The organism is Arthrobacter sp. PM3 (genome assembly GCF_003352915.1).
In the GTDB taxonomy this organism is placed as follows: Bacteria; Actinomycetota; Actinomycetes; order Actinomycetales; family Micrococcaceae; genus Arthrobacter.
Genome location: NZ_CP022314.1, coordinates 2,583,628 through 2,600,927 on the forward strand (window position 1 = coordinate 2,583,628; position 17,300 = coordinate 2,600,927).

The 17,300-nt window shown below is 63.2% G+C and carries 11 protein-coding genes and 3 pseudogenes; 6 read left to right on the forward strand and 8 right to left on the reverse strand.

Features of this window, described 5'->3' with window-relative positions:
- The first annotated feature begins 1,149 nt into the window (after positions 1-1,149).
- Both CFN17_RS11815 and CFN17_RS11820 read left to right on the forward strand, forming a co-directional pair.
- Positions 1,150-2,436, forward strand: coding sequence for a hypothetical protein (locus tag CFN17_RS11815; RefSeq protein WP_208747895.1), 1,287 nt, complete (start codon positions 1,150-1,152; stop codon positions 2,434-2,436).
- Positions 2,437-2,760: 324 nt separating this feature from the next.
- Positions 2,761-3,081, forward strand: a pseudogene (locus CFN17_RS11820) (DEAD/DEAH box helicase); the annotation flags it as partial.
- Positions 3,082-3,130: 49 nt separating this feature from the next.
- On the opposite strand, the gene CFN17_RS11825 reads toward CFN17_RS11820, so the two are convergent.
- Complete coding sequence (locus CFN17_RS11825) at positions 3,131-3,781, reverse strand: helicase associated domain-containing protein (protein WP_208747896.1); 651 nt, start codon at positions 3,779-3,781, stop codon at positions 3,131-3,133.
- Between the two features lie 2,215 nt (positions 3,782-5,996).
- On the opposite strand from CFN17_RS11825, the gene CFN17_RS11830 reads away from it, so the two are divergent.
- Both CFN17_RS11830 and CFN17_RS11835 read left to right on the forward strand, forming a co-directional pair.
- Positions 5,997-7,775, forward strand: coding sequence for a DUF262 domain-containing protein (locus CFN17_RS11830; protein ID WP_208747897.1), 1,779 nt, complete (start codon positions 5,997-5,999; stop codon positions 7,773-7,775).
- 13 nt (positions 7,776-7,788) lie between these two features.
- A complete protein-coding gene (locus CFN17_RS11835; protein ID WP_222612628.1) occupies positions 7,789-8,970 on the forward strand; it encodes a type II restriction endonuclease in 1,182 nt (393 codons plus the stop codon).
- A gap of 993 nt (positions 8,971-9,963) precedes the next feature.
- Here the strand turns inward: CFN17_RS11835 and CFN17_RS11840 are convergent.
- The 7 genes and pseudogenes from CFN17_RS11840 to CFN17_RS11860 all read right to left on the reverse strand — a co-directional run bounded on the left by CFN17_RS11840 (position 9,964) and on the right by CFN17_RS11860 (position 14,631).
- On the reverse strand, positions 9,964-10,917 hold the full coding sequence (locus CFN17_RS11840; RefSeq protein WP_222612629.1) for a Dam family site-specific DNA-(adenine-N6)-methyltransferase: 954 nt from the start codon (positions 10,915-10,917) through the stop codon (positions 9,964-9,966).
- A gap of 100 nt (positions 10,918-11,017) precedes the next feature.
- The gene (locus tag CFN17_RS19965; RefSeq protein ID WP_261792175.1) at positions 11,018-11,410 is read right to left on the reverse strand and encodes a hypothetical protein; all 393 of its coding nucleotides are present in this window, start codon (positions 11,408-11,410) and stop codon (positions 11,018-11,020) included.
- A gap of 73 nt (positions 11,411-11,483) precedes the next feature.
- Positions 11,484-11,786 (reverse strand): annotated as a pseudogene (locus CFN17_RS20080) (MFS transporter); the annotation flags it as partial.
- 10 nt (positions 11,787-11,796) lie between these two features.
- Positions 11,797-11,964 (reverse strand): hypothetical protein, encoded by a 168-nt coding sequence (locus tag CFN17_RS19970; RefSeq protein ID WP_261792176.1) that lies wholly within the window; start codon positions 11,962-11,964, stop codon positions 11,797-11,799.
- Between the two features lie 30 nt (positions 11,965-11,994).
- Positions 11,995-12,875 (reverse strand): annotated as a pseudogene (locus CFN17_RS11850) (aldo/keto reductase).
- Positions 12,876-13,246: 371 nt separating this feature from the next.
- Entirely contained in the window at positions 13,247-13,762 is a 516-nt protein-coding gene (locus tag CFN17_RS11855; RefSeq protein WP_208747899.1) for a GNAT family N-acetyltransferase, read from the reverse strand.
- Positions 13,759-14,631: a ribokinase gene (locus CFN17_RS11860; RefSeq protein WP_208747900.1), complete on the reverse strand. Its 873-nt coding sequence runs from the start codon at positions 14,629-14,631 to the stop codon at positions 13,759-13,761. Before CFN17_RS11860 ends, CFN17_RS11855 begins: the two co-directional genes overlap by 4 nt.
- A gap of 135 nt (positions 14,632-14,766) precedes the next feature.
- Here CFN17_RS11860 and CFN17_RS11865 point away from each other — a divergent pair, with 135 nt between their 5' ends.
- Together CFN17_RS11865 and CFN17_RS11870 are read left to right on the forward strand one after the other, a co-directional pair.
- Entirely contained in the window at positions 14,767-16,203 is a 1,437-nt protein-coding gene (locus CFN17_RS11865) for an MFS transporter (protein ID WP_208747901.1), read from the forward strand.
- Positions 16,204-16,236: 33 nt separating this feature from the next.
- Entirely contained in the window at positions 16,237-17,238 is a 1,002-nt protein-coding gene (locus CFN17_RS11870) for a nucleoside hydrolase (protein WP_208747902.1), read from the forward strand.
- Positions 17,239-17,300 lie beyond the last annotated feature (62 nt).

Genomic DNA, 17,300 nt, shown 5'->3' on the forward strand with positions numbered 1-17,300 from the left:
AAGCGGCGGAGGGCTTTCTCATCTCAACTGCCGAGAAGGGCGGTATGACAGACTATGGCACCCTGAACCGTGCGATTTCGGAGGAAACGGGGCATCGACCATTTAACTTTGGGCAAGAGCCGGAGCGCGCGGCGATAAGACGTCTTCTACGCGAGATTTCGCTAAAGACTAACGAACAGCATGGTGTCATGCTTTCGGCTCTAGTTACGCACCGGGGCTCGAACGACGAAGGTGCCGGTTTCTACAAACTTGCGGCCGAACTCGGAAAGATGCCACGGAAGCCATCCGAGGACGACAAGCTTCAGGCTCTCGTTCGCCTGACTCGAGAAGTGCATGAGCACTACGCTCGCCGAGGCATGACCGATCGCGCTACGGCCAGTCAACCGCAGTCTTCGTGAAGTCAGGGCTAAAAGGGCTGCATCATTCAGCAGTGAAAAAGCCTGAGCACAGTGTCGAAAGGACGGTTCGTCCGTTCTTTATACGAGAGCCGTAAGCGCCCGGTTGTGGCTCGCCAAACGATGGCAACGTGGGACTGTTCCTGGGGGCGAAGACCAAACTCTCCTCCGCTGCCTAACAGAATCGGTGCGGGCGGCTCAGAACAAGGGGCGAGGGACTCGTAGCTGGCGAGGTCGCTGGACATCCGTGGGTGCCATCTCGATCACGGACAGCACGTCGTCTTTGCCCAGTTGCGGCCGCTCCGTCGGGCTTATGAGCTGCTTAAGGCTGTCCTCGATCCGGTGGTCAGCGCACCGTCCGGGACCGGCCTCAGTACCGTCGCCCCGCCGGCCTTGATAGCACCTGCCACTTTGTCCGCTGTTCCCGCCACAGTATTCTCCACACCTCGTTTGGTTTCTCTCGCGAGATTAGCACTGCCTGCGCTCGTGCCTGCTCAGGCGATGGGTCCGTGCGCAGTGCTCACACCTGCAAGTTCTGGTGCAGCAGTTCGCTGAGCATTTTCAGCAGTGCCTGCATCTTCGTCTTGTGGCCCAGAGCCTAGAGGCTGCGGTTGTCAAGGGTCGCCGTAGAGTTCATGACCGTCTTGCCGCCCTTGCATTCAACGGGTGCGGTAACATTGCTCGGTCACAAAGTTCCTCACCACTCCGAAGTGGCGCCTGCTTTGCAAGGACCATCGTGTGTGAAGATGTTGGGATGACCGACAACGACCGTGAACTCTCCCTATACGTCGAGGGGAGAAATGCGTTAGTGGCAGGCGACCCGACAGCAATTGCCGAGCTTTTCCGCAAGCTTGACGTCAAGGAGGAGGCCCGCGCGAACCTAGCGTCAGGGGTGGCGGATCTGCTTGCCGGCCTGGCTGGGGCGGCTGCCCTTGCCATGTCGGCTAATGTCCCGGGCAACTCCTTCCACATGACTCCCGAGTCCTACGCTCGGTTCCTGGAACTCGCTGGGTCCACCAAGGAAAAGCTCGGGATCGTCAGCGGTGTGCTACGCCAGTCCGATGGCAGGATCGACACCATCATCGAACTGGTGAGCTCCTCACCAGTCAACCCCGCCGCGGCCGCGAACGTGCAGATTATGGCAGCAACTTTGGCGATCCGCGTGGCGCTCAAAGACCTCGATTCCCTTGTTCAGGCCGTTGACGCGAAACTGGACACGATCGTCCGGGATAACCGTGACGAGGCGCTCGGTAACGTGCAGGGCACAACCCATGTCCTGGATAAGGCGTTCGGGTACTTCGAGGAGACCGGGCGGCTCAACGACGCCCTTTGGGACCAAGTGTCGGGACAGGCGGCCGCGCTCGCTCAGGCGCACGCCGTCGCTCTCAATCACCTCAACACCATTGCCGATGGTCTCGCCGTCAAGAATCTCGGCAAGCGCGTGGGCAACGCCGAGGCGGCGGCCAAAGGCGAGTTGAAGCATTGGCTGGTCATCGCGGCTGTAGCTCTCACAAACATGGTTCGAATGGACTCCTTGGAGGCTGTGCGCAGCGCGCAGGACGGATCAAATTCCACAGCTCACTCCCGTCACATCGCCAAGTCGCGGGAACGGCGAATGGCAAGCACCACCGCGGCAATTCAAAATCTGTCCGACGCGGTATCGGCAGCCGTGGCCGTCGATACGTTCACCCGCGTTGCGAATCCCATGGATATGACCAGGCTCTACACCGCCGCCGAAGAACTGCAGCGGCTCGTGCGGATCTTTAGTTCGAACTTCGGCATGCCGGAGGCCTCGAGCATCAAGCGCACCCAGTGGCACGAATCGGTGTTGCGACTGGGCCAGAAAGCGACCGGGGCGGTGGCGGGTGCCGCCGTTGCTGTTGCCGATGGAGTGGCTTCAGTTCCAAAAGCGATCGGCGGAGCTGTCGAAGACACCATCCTGCATGTGGCTCAAGGGATTGAGGAGCGTAGGGCGGTACCCACAAAGACTACAGATACGGAAATTGAATCTGAAACCGGAGATGCGGCAATCACTCGGTAGTCACGTTGTTGGTCTTGTGGTGGCCTAGCTGCAGTACTTTCGCGGTGCCTCGGGCCGCAGAAGCGGACAGGTTAGCGCTCGGCACGGCGGCTGGCAGGTCTGTGGCACTCAGGCAACATGATCGGCGTCGATCGGCTGCGGGGCGCCATGAGTCTCTCCTTGAGCCAAGTCCAGGGCTGGATTTGTTGGCACGATCCGCCGCAGTGTCGCCAAGCACAGGTCGCGCTGTCAACAGTATGCGCTGCCGTCGGTCTCTGCCCCTGCTTGCCCCTTAAGGATCCGCATAGGCAGTAACGAGCTCAGCGGAAGCGCAGCAACTACGACACCGGCAACGACGCCCGCGCCGCCAAGGTGATCGGTGACCTCCGCGACAAGGTCACCAGCACGGAGCAGATGCGGGCCATCGGCTTCTGCGTCTCGGTCCAGCATGCCCACTACATGGCGGAGGTCTTCAACCGCGCCGGCATCGCCTCCGTCGCGGTCGACGGCAGCACGGACGACGCCGACAGGGCGACGGCGCTGAAGCTTCTCGCCGCACGTGAGATCAACTGCATCTTCGCCGTCGACCTCTTCAACGAGGGCCTGGACCTGCCTCAGGTGGACACCATTCTGATGCTCCGGCCAATGCAGAGCGCCACGGTCTTCCGGAGAGCGTCAAAAAGTCTGGGGCCGGCGGCACGGTGCACAACTTGGTCTATTGCCGGGGAGGGCGGCCTCTGGTCCTTCCGGCCTGCCAACCGGGAACGGCGGTATCCAGAAGTTTGACCTTTTCAGCTTCGAGCTTGCCGCGGCGGTGTTTGGACCGCTGGGTGTGGATCCACACGCCGAGGGTGTGTTCCCGCTCAGAATCGCACCTCCTGTGGCGGGGCCAATCGTTGCCTTCTTCGCGGAAGTCGACCAGCTGGGCCAGCCGTCGGTGCCATCTGGCTTCCTCTGCCGCTGCCCTGTGGTTCCGACCCCATCCCTGTACTCCGGCAAGGCCCTCGCGGTAAGCCCCGTGTAGGGTGCCCTGGACTGCCTCACGTCGGCGGTCCGAAAGCCACCGCGCCATCGACCGTTCGGATTTGTCTTCCGAGCGTTCGCGGGGGAGTCTGCCCTTGGCTTCGATCCAGGCGATGATCTCGTCCATGCAGGCAAGGCTCGAGGCAGAGGGCTTGGGGTTAGTGCCGGCGGCAGCCAGATGTGCCGCCTCGAGCCTCGGGTCCTGGCGGCGCGCGATGACAAGGTGGTAACCGACGGTGGCGGGCTCAGCGCCGACGAGGTCAGCGATGCGTTTCCGGCTCAGCCCGAGCCGGTACATCAACACCCATTCCGCGTCAGGGGCGCGCCGTACCTTGCTGTCCATGATGGGTGTCATCTTGCCACAGCGCCGGCTAGAAACAATCCGAACGGGGAACGTATTGGTGTCGCACGGGGCTTGGAGTGAGAGCGGATTGGGCGAGGAGTGATCTGGGAAGTTCTGCCAAGTTCTAGCTGGTTCTAGGAAAAACCGTAGAAGCAGCTGGATCCAACTAGAACTTGTGAGAACTCGGAATACCTGAGGTCTTCACCCCGAGAAACCGTGGGCTGAGGACCTGAATTCTAACCCCATGTGCTCCCGACGGCGACCATTGGCCTCCGTCTGTCCAGAACCGGTCCACCACCCTTTTTAGGTGACGCGAAGCCCTTGGCCGTTGTGGACCTCTCGGAGATGATGATTGCAGCGGACTGAAAGGGATGAGGAATGTCTGATGCGGATCAGGAAGCCCGAGCGTCTAGGAAGGAACCATTCTGCGTATACGGACGGGAACCCGGGCGGCCCAACTTCGGATTACCCTCGACGAGGTCCAAAGACGCCGGACGCCGGAGGCGGTAATACGACTTGCACAGCTAACGCCCCCTAAGCTGCCGTCGCCCTTCGCCACGTTGAGAATGCCCAACGGGAAGCTCCCGAGGGATCCGGAGGCTAGGAGAGAATTGGCTCTCCATGTGCGCCGCAATATTTTGGCGGCGCAGTTGAAGGTGGCCTTGGACAAGGAACGGGGCCGGCGGATCCCGGAGGCCGTGAATAGGCTGGCCCAGCGAGAGCTCCCAGAACTGGAACAACGAAATCCCACTGGAAGATGTCGTTGGTGTAGCGCCCTTTTAATCCTAGAACGCTCAAGGGCTGTAGGATCCTCATGCTCATACTCATACCCCGACGAAAAGGAGCCGCCTCATGGCATCCACCAAATACTGCTGTGGTCAGATCTACGAAGAAGGCGAGAAGGTCTGCGCCAGCTGCGGCGAAAAGCTCTGACGGCACGTCCACCCGCAGGGATGGATGAAGCCCACCCTCTGCTCCAGAGGGTGGGCTTTCTTTTCCCTTTAGCCCTATTGGGTTTTGGGCGTCGGACCATCGAGGTTGTTTTCATCGGAGGCGTCGCTGGCGACGTCCTGGTCGGACGCCAACATGCGCCTTGCCAATCTGGCGGCCTGAGCCGTCCTCAGCTTGGCGTAACTCATCATGCTGACTTTGACTAGTGTGGCCCGGCTACCAATGCACCAGCGATGAGCAGATCCTGCTGACGCGTGTCCGTCGAACCGTCATGATGGCCCTTCCCATACACCGGATTTCCTGCCGTGGCTCCCCCTGTCGGCGAGTGGCGATAGTTCGAGCCTAAGGGGGGATGCAGACAAAGTTTCCCGGCCGGGCCGCAGAGGTTGTAAGGTTCCGACATGGCTTGTAGTAAATGCGGATTTGAAGGTCACAACAGTCGTTCGTGTGAAGGCCCCCATTGGCCGTGTTCCAATTGCGGCAAGCCGACGGCCAACATGAACGATTACTCCGAACGCCATGATCGGTCGTATTGTTCCCCGTTTACCAGCCCAGAATGTTGGCGTTGATTGGAACTCGGGGTTCCTTAGCGGCCTGATGTTTCGCTCAACTGAGTCGCGCGACAAATACCTCCGAGGGTGCAGCTAACCGGGACTTGGAGTCTCGGATTTCTAAGGCCGACTTCGGGATCAGCGGCCGTCTCTCGCCCGGGGCCAAAAACCTTGTCTAGTTCGGCGGCAGCGCCCTCAGGCAGTGGTCGGGCAAAGCCGACCCGGGCCCCCAAAGTGAGTACGTGCCTTAGTTCATCCGCTTGTGTAGGTGATAGGGGCCCTGATGGGGACGGGCCTGGAAGGCTGGGCCGGCGTCCCCGCCGACGCGCCGCGGTCCAGTCGCAGAGCGTTCGTCCAGCATGACTGGTGAGAACGGAACGGTGGTCGCGAGGGCGGTAACCCCAGCTAACCGCGAATGAGCGCTAGTGGCGGGAGTAGAGGTTTGCTCGGCTCAAGAAAAGTGGTGGAGTTTCGGTTCGCGCTCCAACGTTTAGTGCTACGAAACAGCCGTCCCGAGTCCTCCCTGTTCCGCCGTGCAGTTGACTGCGGCGCACTAGATCAGCATAAGCGCACTTGAACGCTAATGGGCCTGATACTCAGTTATCATTTTCAAGGACTCAACGCACGGCGCATCGCACACCAATGTCGAGACGACGAAGATCGTCGTTAGTACTGCCGCCGCTGGACAGCCTCGACAAGGTGAAAGGTGTCAGATGATCAAGTCGGCCAACCAATACCCCGTGCACACGCTGTTCAGCCACGAGGGCAACATTCTGTACAGGATCCCTCCCTACCAGCGGGAGTATTCCTGGTACAAATCCCATTGGGAGGACCTGTTCGATGACCTCATCGAGGCCGAAGGAGCGCACTTCCTAGGCACCATTATCACTCTCGATCAGACGACCGACACGCTGGAGGGAAACATCCTCCATGTAATCGACGGCCAGCAACGGCTCACGACGCTGACCCTCCTACTGGCTGCTGTCTACTCAGTGCTCAAAGAGCACTTCGCCGAGCTTGACGACGACACTCGCACCGACCTTACGAACCTTGGTCGGCTACTGGTGCGCAAGTCGGATGAGCAGCCCAGGGTGACGCCGCAGAAGCAAGGGCACAACCTCGGCGACTATCGCAAGGTGCTGCAGGAGGCGGGCTTGCCGATCCTGGGGGAGTGGAAGCCGTATTACCGCAGCCGCCGGATTGCGAAGTGCTACGGCTACTTCCGGTCAGCCATCGTGAAGCTCGCCGAGACGGATGAGATCGCCGTGACGGAAGCCGCGCTGAGGGTGCACGAGGCGGCACTGCGGGCGGTCATTGTGAAGATCGAGGTCGCCAGCCACGCCGACGCCTTCGTCCTCTTCGAGTCGCTGAACAATCGCGGCATGCCGCTCTCGCCCGTGGATCTGATCAAGAACCACCTGCTCGCCGAGTCAGAGAAACGGCAGGTCATGAACGTCGACGAGGCGTTCAAGCACTGGAACGAGGTGCTAACGAGCCTCGGCGACAGTTACGCCACCCACGAGCGCTTCCTTCGCCACTACTACAACGCCTTCAAGGCGGAGCTTCCCGACGTACTTAATGCTTCTGTCGCAACGAAGTCCAATCTGATTCGGATTTACGAGACGCTCCTGGGGTATGACCTGAAGCAGATCATCGATGCACTGGTGGAGTCGAGCAAGATTTACGGCCGCGTCAACTGCGTGGTCGAGCTCGATCAACCGACGTCACTGGACCGGGCGTTCCAGCGACTGATGCGGGCCCAGGGAGCGCCCTCCTACGTCCTGCTCATGTGGCTGATGTCGAAGCAGTCGGAGCTGAAACTCTCCAACGATCACCTCGAGTCCGTCGCGCACCTCCTGACCAGCTTTTTCGTGCGGCGTAACTTGACTGGGTATCCGCCGACCTACGTGTTGGCAAAGTTGTTCATGACCTCGATCATCACTGTGGGCGAGGCGCGTGGCGACGAGGTCTTGGCCGTCGTCAAGGAACTGCTGAATGCGGCTTCGGCCACTGACGAGGAATTCCGGGCGCGTCTCGTGGGGCGGATCTATCAGGAGAACACTGACGTTGCGAGGTTCGTCCTCGCGACGCTGGCCGAGGACGCCATGACCAAAGAGACCAAAGTTGATCTATGGCTTCAGGAGAAGAACCATTTCGTCTGGACAATCGAGCACATTCTGCCGCAAGGCGAGAACCTCCCACTGGCGTGGCAGCAGATGCTGGGTGGCGAGGGGGTCGCGGGCGAAGTGCAGGAAGAGCACCGGCACAGGCTTGGCAACCTAACCATCACCGCCTACAACAGCAACCTCGGCAACAAGTCCTTTCTTGAGAAGCGGGACCGGAAGGACCCGAAGGGCAGATACATCGGCTACCGCAACGGCCTATCCCTGAACGCAGAGCTGGCCGCGAGAGACTCCTGGACGGCCAACGACATCGAGGAGCGAACCCAGGTGCTGGCCGACAAGGCGGTCGAGCGGTTCCACCTCAGCTGAGCCGAGGGTCGTAATGCACGACATCGTTCGCCCCACGCCAATGGGCGCCGGACTCGAAGCCGTCAGAGGTTTTCTAGGTACGGAACGTGGTGGAGTTCCGTCACGGAATAACCTCTGCTGGCCAGGGAAAGAAGTGAGCCTGTGGGGACTTAGCCTCGACCACCGCGACCTCGTCTACCACGGTGCGGAACTAGTGCTGGTTGCTGAGTTCTTCCGTCGCCGACTCATCAAGATTAACCAAGAGCGCCCATTCGCCGAGTCTCAGCATGCTCTTCGGTCGACGCGCACCAGTCACCTGCCGTTACCCGGCTATTCAAGTTTTAGGATGCTTTCATTGCTCGAACCGTACTCTGACCCGATCATCGCCACACTCCGCAGCCTGTTGCCCAAGAAGCGAGAAGATTGGCAGTTGGTCGGTGTTGTCAACCGAGACAAGGACGTGTATTCGTTCGGCACTGATTCGAAAATTATCGGTCGCGCATTTGAAATAGTCGCCGCGGTTTACATTGAAAAACTGGCAGCGGCCCTCGGCTATAGCTTTCATGAATCGACAAACCAAACCACGTATCCAGACTTTTACCTCACGAAGCCTGACGGTCGGCGAATCGGTATCGATGTAAAGTCCACTTATCGGTCATTGAACGGTGTCGGGCAGGTGAGGTCGTTCAAATTCACGCTCGGGAGTTTCACTAGCTACCTCCGCAACGACACCAAGAACATCGAAGGCCAGTATTCGGATTACGACTCTCACTACGTCCTCGCGTTTCTATATACGCGAATCACGGATTACAAACCGATGAAGAAGTCGATCCATGAGATTGACGAAATCCCGCCGACTTACGACGATGTGGAGGTCGTCTTTCAAGAGAAGTTTCGAATAGGCGGCGACAAGACTGGCAGTGGTAACACCGACAATCTGGCAACTATTCAATCTAATACTGCCGAACCGTTTATCTACGGGGCGAGTCCCTTCTCTGTTCTGGGTAAAGAAGTATTCGATCATTATTGGAGCAATCATCCCCGCAACGCGGACCCCGACGGTGTCAAGAAGTCACTTTATAAGAATCTGCCGGCCTATTTTGATTGGCTTTCTCGCCAAGAGAGCGCTCAGTTTGATCACATAGAGCTCCGCAAAAAGTACGAGGACTACAAGGATTGGGTTCGTGTGCAGGGTTGGAAGATAAGTCTGAACTAAAGTTCTGGTGCCTGCATGCTGGGCTGGGAAACGCCCCGGCTTTTTGTTGACTTTGGGTCTTAGGCGCTATGAGCGGGGTCCGATCGATTGTTTCATATTCGATGGGCGTGGGTTTTGCCCAGCCGCCTCTGCCGTCGCTGGGGATGGTTTGTTCTTTCGATCCAAGTTGTAATGGCAGGGTGCGTTTCCTGCCGCGTGAACCAGCGAGGGAAAGGTCAGCTGCAGGGCCGGAGCATCGAACCTCTGCCGGGCCAGCCTGAGTTCGTAGGTACCGGTCGAGGCCTTCCTCCCGAATGCACGATGCCTTGGCGGAGCAGAAGCTCTGAGATCCGGTGCCCTGACCGCATGAGGTCCCCTCGGGCCTCCTCCAGGGCGCGGACCAGGTCACGGACCGCTTCCTGGTCCGCTGACGGCATCCGGACAATAGTGATTTCGCCTAGTTTTAGCAGCCGGGACAGGTGCAGGGCTTCGTTAGCGTCGGTCTTGGCCCGTTCCCCGGACCGGCGTTGGAGTTTCGACGCGGTCGCGAACAGCCTGTCAAGCCCGGCGGCGTCGGAGCAAGAAAATGAGAATCAGCCGGGCCGTCTCCTATCAACTTCGCCATCGCCGCGACCTCGCCGGCTGGTACTGGTCCTTGGCTCCCGGACCGGACCAGGCCAGCCCAATGCGCAACCAGGTTCCGTGCCGGACACCAGGGCACGGATTGCCGGAACGTCCCAGTGGAGTGCGGTTCTTTGCAGCGCGGGGAGTGAACCCGCGTTTGACCTGTGGGCAGCCCGCAAACGGGACACGCTCGACATTGCTACAGCAGCGGTGGCCTCCAGCCGAACACTTCGTCCTGCGGTAACCAACCCGCGCATACCAGCTGATCGGGCCGTCGCCTTTGACCCGCTGACCGCTCCGCCCGACACGCCGGCACCCCACGAGGAAACGGTCCCGGACTACCAAGCCCGGGTTCGCCAAGCCCTTGACAAACGATCCCTACATACCAGGTCAAAGAGTCAACAAAACCCGGGGCGATCCCCCTGCGGTAGTCACCGGGTCGACGGTGTTCTTCGGTGAAACGACCAAGGCCTCAATAACAGCGCTACGATTCAGTTCCTTGGCACCCACATGATAGAAGTGATCAGTGGTGTGCACTACGCCATGAGCCCACAAGTCTAAGTGACCATTCGTGCGGTGTCGGTTGCTATGCCACATACTAAGCGCATAGCCTGAGGGGTTTTTTTGAGTTATTTCCGCGAGCAGGTCTGCTTTCTCCTCGGACCAGGAATCAAAGTATCCGTCATGTCGACCGATGTACGGTGGGTCGAGGTATACGAAGTCGTGCGCCTCGACGTCTTGGTAAGCATCTTCGAATGACTGATTAGCAAACGTCCAATCAGGTCGAGCCTGGAACAACTCCCCAAGCCATCGAACCTGATTGGTGATCTTTGTGATCAATGCCGGCGCAAAGCGGTTGGGCTTGCGACCGAAAGGAACATTGTAGCCACCTGAAGAATTGAACCGGATCATTCCGTTGAAATTCGATCGCTGCAGGAACAGGAAGTCTAGGGGGGAGTGCTCCTTATTAAAGCGATCCCGGACTTCGTAATAATAGCTCTCCCTCCCATCGGGTGTGTCAGCAAGTTTGGGGGCCTCGGTTTCGAGATATTCCCTGACCATGGGCGCAGTAATTTTACCGTCATAAAGAGATTGGTAGAACCTGATCAGGTGCGGATTCGTGTCCGAGAAGATGGCACGCTGGGGTGCGAGGTTGAATCCTACGACACCACTGCCCATGAAGGGTTCGTGGTAAGTGCCCACCCCGTCCCACATAATGTTCGCGGCGATAAAGGAGACCAGCTTTGTCTTGATGCCTTGAATCTTTATCGGTGGTACTTGAACGTTTGTGAGCTTCTGGGGGAGCGACACGAATACCTGCCCTGTGGTTTGCTGAAAGGTCAATTATAGCGTCAGAGTCGAACGCTGGGGTCGCGGACGGGAGCTCTGGGCACGAGTGTTGAGAAAATTTGCGCAGCTGGCGGATGTGCCGGGGGAGTCTGGCTCAAAACTTGTCCCGCCCAGCCGGGTTCCGGGCCCCCACGGGCGTGGCGAGCCAGACGAGGCCGGCGAGAACGGCGTAGCCAGCGGTGATGGCGGGGAGGCTGAGGACCCGGCTGGCCTGTCCGGCGACGAGGCTGGGGACCGCGGAGCCCGTATACGAAATCGCGTAGATCACGACGAACAGGCCGGCGCGCTCCCGGGGGAGCGCTTGGGGCAGGAGGATGTTCATGCTGCCGGAGGTGGCGAGGCCCATCCCGATGCCGCCGAGGATTCCGGCGGAGCTGGCGACCGTGAGGCCGATGCCGGCGGCGGCGACCAGTGTCATCCCGATGCGCTGCGCGGCCTCGGGGGTGAAGCGTCCGGCGAGGAACCCGCCGAGGAAACTTGGTGCCATGTTGGAGGCGAACACGGCGGCCGCGACCAGGGGTCGGCGCGAACTCGACGAGCGGCCCGGAGAGGAAAACGCCGAGGGCTAGGCCGACGGTGGCAGGCGCCGTCGTGACCGCCAGGACCCGCCGTCTGGGGCGCCGGGGTGGGGTGTCGACGATGTAGGCGCCGATGGCGCTGGAGGCGAGACCGGCGGCCAGCCCCTGCAGGGACCGGCCGATCAGGAGGGGCAGGTAGCTATGGACCCACAGCAGCGTCAGGCAGCCGGCGGCGGCGAGCAGGAGCGCGACGATCGAGACGGGGCGGCGGCCGTGGTGGTTGGAGAGCCGGCCGAGAACGAGCAGGGCGAACACGGCGCAGGCGAAGTAGGCGACGGCGACCAGCGAGAACTCGTCATTTGGCCAGGCCGTCGGCGCTCCGGTAGGTGTCGTAGAGCGGAATCGCCGCGGCCCCGGCGGCGAACGCGGAGACGAACGAGACGGTGGCCGCGACGAAGCCGCGCCCCTCGCCGGGGGCGGCGGGGGCGGCGGCACGGGCGGGGCCGGGATGTGTCTGGGTCATGGGCTTTCTGGACCGCGAGGGTCCCTGGCGTCAGCGGTTGACGTAGCCCAGATGCTGGTCGTTGTAGCGGGCGCCCTGCACGCCGATCCGCTGCGCGATCGCGTCGAGGTCGGCGACGTCGTCCGCGGACAGGGCCACCGACGTCGCCCCGGCGTTCTCCTCGATCCTGGCGGTGCTGCGCGTGCCGGGGATGGGCACGATCCACGGCTGCTGCGCGAGCAGCCACGCCAGCGCGATCTGCGCGGGCGTCGTGCCCTTGCTGCGGGCGAGGCCGGCGCCGTGCTCGACGAGCGCGGCGTTGGCGGACCGGTTCTCCTCGGTGAAGCGGGGGATGGTGGCGCGGACGTCGCCGTCGGCGAAGCTGGTGGCCGTGCTGACGGTGCCGGTGAGGAAGCCCTTGCCGAGCGGGCTGAACGGCACGAACCCGATGCCCAGCTCGGCGAGCGTCGGCAGCACCTCCGCCTCGGGGTCGCGGGTCCACAGCGAGTACTCGCTCTGGACCGCCGTCACCGGCTGCACCGCGTGCGCCCGGCGGATGGTCCCGGCAGAGGCCTCCGACAGCCCGAAGTGCCGGACCTTGCCTGCCGCGATCAGCTCCCCGACCGTGCCGGCAACGTCCTCGATGGGAACGTCGGGATCGACGCGGTGCTGGTAGAACAGGTCGATGACGTCCGTGTGCAGACGCTTCAGCGAGGCGTCGGCGACGCGGCGGATCTGCCCGGCCTGCTTTCCAGGCCCACGCTCTTGCCGCCCTCGATCCGCCAGCCGAACTTGGTGGCGACCTGGACCTGGCTTCGGATCGGCTCCAGGGCCTCACCCGCCAGCTCCTCGTTCACGTACGGCCCGTATACCTCGGCGGTGTCGAAGAAGGTCACCCCGAGGTCGACGGCGGAGCGGATCACGGCGATCATGTCCGCGCGGCTGCCGAAAGCGGTGCGGTCCCCACCCCGCAGCCTCCGGCTGACTGCTGCTCCTAAGAGCGTCTGCCAGAATGGCCGGCAAGATCGGGATGCCGCCGCCTGAACCACCTGAGCTGGAGCCGGAGAAGATCCGGGCCCTGATCAACTACACGGACAGGAAGGCCGCACTCATGGAGGCTGAGAGATGGAGCTGGTCCGTGAGCTTGGCAGGGGCATCTCCGGAGAACGACCTGACCGAACTAATCGAAGGCTGCAGGTTCACCGCGCAGGGCCTGCAGGACAGCTACGATGGGCGGTTCTGGGACGGAACCCGTCACGGTCTCCCACCGGCGTTCGCTGGCGGATCGGTCACAGTTGCGTGTTCACCCAGCAACTCCTGCGGGCTGCAGTTCCAGCCGGAACACCCACAGCAGCACGTCCTCGCCGGGCACGTACCAGTCGCGGTCCGGAACCCTCCGGAAGCCCAGGGATTCGTAGAGGCCATGGGCGCGTTCCATGAAGGTCGCACTCGTGATGCTGATTCCGCCGATGTCCGGCAAGGACTGCGCATGGTCGATGACCCGGCGGACAACGGTGCGCCCAATCCCGCCGCCTTGAACGGCCGGATCAACGGCGAGCATCCGGAACTCGAGCTCGTTGTCGCGGGCGATCTCGCTGTACGCCTGCCCCGGGAAGGTCAGCGTCACCGCCGCGACCACAGTGCCGGAGGCTTCGGCCACCCACACCTGTGCATGCTCGGCGCGGTGTTCCACGTTGTCCAGCACGCTCATGTACGGGTGCCCGGCGGTGAAATGCCCGGCGCGGAGGTACGCGTCCCGGGTGATTCTCCGGACCTCGCGATAGTCGGCCGGCCCTGCAGGCCTGAAATCTAGGTTCACCGGGAAGCAACCGAAGATTCAGTGGCCCGGGCGATGTAGTCCTCCAGCGGGGCCAGCGCCGGCTGGGACGAGGGATCACCCACCGCATCCGCGCCGACGGCATTCGCCACCGCCAGCGAGCGGCCGTAAGGAAGCCCCGCCCGGATCGCCAGGACCAGGGCCGCGCAAAACGCGTCGCCGGCGCCGACGGTGCTCGCCACTGGCACGGACAGGGCCGGAGCCTCCGCCACCCGCCGCCCGCGCTCCAGCAGCGCCGATCCGTCCTTGCCGTACGTCACCGCCACCAGGTTCGCGCCGGCCAGGGCCGGGATCAGCTGATACTCGCTCTCGTTGACGATCACCAGGTCGCACCGTTCCAGCAGCTCAGCCGGCAGGTCCATCGCAGGGGCGGCATTCAGCACGAAGAAACCGGTGGAGCGCCGGGCCGCGTCCAGCACCACGGGAAGACTCACCTCAAGCTGGCACAGCACCGTTTCGTCCGGACCAAACGAAACGCCCTCCAGCGAGAACCCGGCGTTCGCGCCCGGGCACACCACGATCTGGTTCTCGCCGTCGCGGTCCACCACGATCAGCGCCGTACCGGTGGCGCCGCCGTCGAGAACCTCCACATCGGCGGTGTCCACGCCCGCACCGGAAAGGGCCGCCAGCATGAGGCGGCCCGGGGCGTCGTCGCCCACGGCACCGATCATCCGGGCGCTCCCGCCCAGCCGGGCGGCGGCGACGGCCTGGTTGGCGCCCTTGCCGCCCGGCTGCTGCTGCAGGACACCGCCGCCGATGGTCTCGCCGGCGGTGGGAAGCCGGTCCGTGGTGGCGATGATGTCCAGGTTGATGCTGCCGACGACGGTGACGGCAGGAAGTCGAGTGCTCATGGGAAGTCCTATCGGGTCCAAGGGGGCTGGATTAGGAAATAGTGTACGGCATGGTTGTACTTGCGAGTCATACATGGTTGTATAACAACTCACATCCTAAAGGCAGGCCCGACCTGCAGAACAAAGGAGTTTGATGTGAACACCCCGGCAACAGTCGCCACTTCGCCGCCCGCCGCCGTCGAAACCCAAACGGGCGAGGACGCCACAAAACTCGGTGGCCGCCGCGCCGCCCTGCTGATCTCCACCCTGCTGCTCGGCGTGCTGTCCTTCCAGCTCAACGCCAGCATGGTCACCCCGGCGCTGCCGCAGATCGCGGCTTCCTTCGGCCAGGGCCCCGACAGCGCCGCCCCCGTCCAGTCCATGTTCTTCCTCGCCGGCGCCATCGCCGGGCCCGTCATCGGACGCTGGAGCGACTTCATCGGCCGCCGCGCCGCCCTGCTCCTGGTCCTGGGCATCATGGGCACGGGCACCATCCTCTGCATCGCCGCCCCCACCCTGCCGCTGCTCATCGCCGGCAGGTTCCTGCAGGGCGTCTCCAGCGCGGTCTTCGCGCTCGCCTACATCGTCCTCAGCGAAAACCTGCAGGCCCGCGTCTTCGGCACCTCCGTGGGCATCATCGCCGCCATCAACGGGGGAGTGGGCGGCGCGGACGGCTACGTTGGCGGCCTCATGGCCGAGACCCTCGGCTTCCGGTCCATCTTCGTCGTCGTCCTCGTCCTGACGGCCATCGCCGCCGCCTGCATCATCAAAACCGTCCCGAAGGGCCGCCCCCAGGGCGTCCGCGGCGCGATGGACTGGTGGGGCGCCGGATCCCTCTCACTGTTCCTGGTCTTCATCACCTACTTCGTCTCGGGCGGCTCGGCCGCCGGCTGGACCGCCCCCAGCACCCTGGCGCTGCTCGCCGGCACCATCGCGTCCTTCACCGCTTTCTGGATGATCGAGAAAAAGCGGAACCACCCGCTCATCGCCGTCCACCACCTGCGCTCCCGCCAGGTCTGGCCCGTCATCGCCACCACCGTCCTCACCCTCGCCGGCATCTTCGCCATCATCAACTTCACAGTGGTGCTGCTCAGCCAGGACACCCACCACGGCTTCGGGCTCAGCGCCTCCCTGTCGGCACTGCTGTTCCTGACCCCCGCCGCGCTGATCGGCGTCTTCGCCGCACCCCTGGCCGGCTGGCTCGCCGACCGCCGCGGCTGGATCAAAACCCTCCGGGCCGGCACCGGGCTGAGCCTGGCCTGCGCCATCGCCGCGGCCACGTTCTCCAATAACCAGACCGCCGTCCTGATCGCCATCGCGGCCCTCGGCATCTTCTACAACGGCCTCTTCCTCACCGCCATCAACGGACTCTCCGTCCTGCTCTCACCCAAGGAAGCACCCGCCGCCCTGCCCGGCATCAACGGCGCCTCCTTCGGCATCGGCGCGAGCCTCGGCGTCGTGCTCGTGGCACCGTTCGCCGCCCAGGCCACCTCCGCCGGCTACGCCACCGCCCTCTGGATCTCGGTCGCCATCACCGCGGCCGCCTTCCTCGTCAGCCTCTTCGTCGCCGCCCCCAAGAGCGAAAAACTCTGATCCTCCACACCAGCACCAACTGAAAGAAGAACCATGACCATCACCAGCCACCCGTTCTACCTCGACTGCGACACCGGCATCGACGACGCCCTCGCCCTGGCCTACCTGCTCGCCTCCCCGCACGCCGACCTCCGCGGAATCGGCACCGTCAGCGGCAACGTCAGCGCCGCCGTCGGCGCCCGCAACACCCTGGACCTGCTCCAGCTCGCCGGGCACGCGCACGTCCCCGTCGCCCTCGGCGCGCACGACCCCCAGGCCGGCACCTTCCACGGCGGAGCGCCGTGGGTGCACGGCGCCAACGGGATCGGCGAGGTCACGCTGGCGACGGCGGCTGCCGGGCTCGCGCCGGAGACCGCGGCGGAGATGCTGGTCCGGCTCGCCCACGAGCACCCCGGGCGGCTGCGGGTCCTGGCGATCGGGCCGCTGACCAACATCGCCGCGGCGCTGCGCCTGGATCCGGGGCTGCCCGCGCTGGTGCAGTCCATCACCATCATGGGCGGCGCCGCGTTCGCGCCCGGGAACGTCACCGCCGTGGCCGAGGCCAACATCGCCAACGACCCCGAAGCCGCCGCGGAGGTCTTCGCCGCCGGCTGGGACGTGACCCTGGTGCCGCTGGACGTCACCATGGCCAACGTGCTCGAGGAAAGCCATCGGCAGGAGCTGCTCGCCTCCTCGGGCGCTGTGCCGCGGGCGCTGGGGGAGATGCTGGGCTACTACTTCCGGTTCTACGAGAGCCAGTTCGGCCGGGCCTGCTCGGCGATGCACGACCCCCTCGCCGCGGCCCTCGCGGTGGGCGGCGTCAGCGCGGCGGTGGCCCCGGTGGTGACGGTCGACGTCGACACCACGTCCGGGCCCGGCCGCGGCCAGACCATCTGCGACCTCCGCGGACGGTACATGGACTACCCGGAGCAGCCCGGCGCCCGCTGCCGGGTGGTCCTCTCGCTTGAGGAGGACTTCGCGCCGCACCTGGTGGAGGTGCTGCTGTCGTCTGGTTCTGAACGTACGACGGCGAAGCTCGCCTCCGCGGTCGCCTAACGTCGACTGGCTGCAGCTGCGCGGGGCCTTCGGACATTCCGTGGAGACTACTTCGAAAAATG

Excerpts from the sequence above, each read along its gene's own strand:
- CFN17_RS11835 (WP_222612628.1), top strand. The coding sequence starts at position 7,789 with ATGCACGACATCGTTCGCCCCACGCCAATGGGCGCCGGACTCGAAGCC.
- CFN17_RS19965 (WP_261792175.1), bottom strand. The coding sequence starts at position 11,410 with ATGGCACCAAGTTTCCTCGGCGGGTTCCTCGCCGGACGCTTCACCCCC.
- CFN17_RS11860 (WP_208747900.1), bottom strand. The coding sequence starts at position 14,631 with ATGAGCACTCGACTTCCTGCCGTCACCGTCGTCGGCAGCATCAACCTG.
- CFN17_RS11830 (WP_208747897.1), top strand. The coding sequence starts at position 5,997 with ATGATCAAGTCGGCCAACCAATACCCCGTGCACACGCTGTTCAGCCAC.
- CFN17_RS19970 (WP_261792176.1), bottom strand. The coding sequence starts at position 11,964 with ATGACCCAGACACATCCCGGCCCCGCCCGTGCCGCCGCCCCCGCCGCC.
- CFN17_RS11815 (WP_208747895.1), top strand. The coding sequence starts at position 1,150 with ATGACCGACAACGACCGTGAACTCTCCCTATACGTCGAGGGGAGAAAT.
- CFN17_RS11825 (WP_208747896.1), bottom strand. The coding sequence starts at position 3,781 with ATGGACAGCAAGGTACGGCGCGCCCCTGACGCGGAATGGGTGTTGATG.
- CFN17_RS11870 (WP_208747902.1), top strand. The coding sequence starts at position 16,237 with ATGACCATCACCAGCCACCCGTTCTACCTCGACTGCGACACCGGCATC.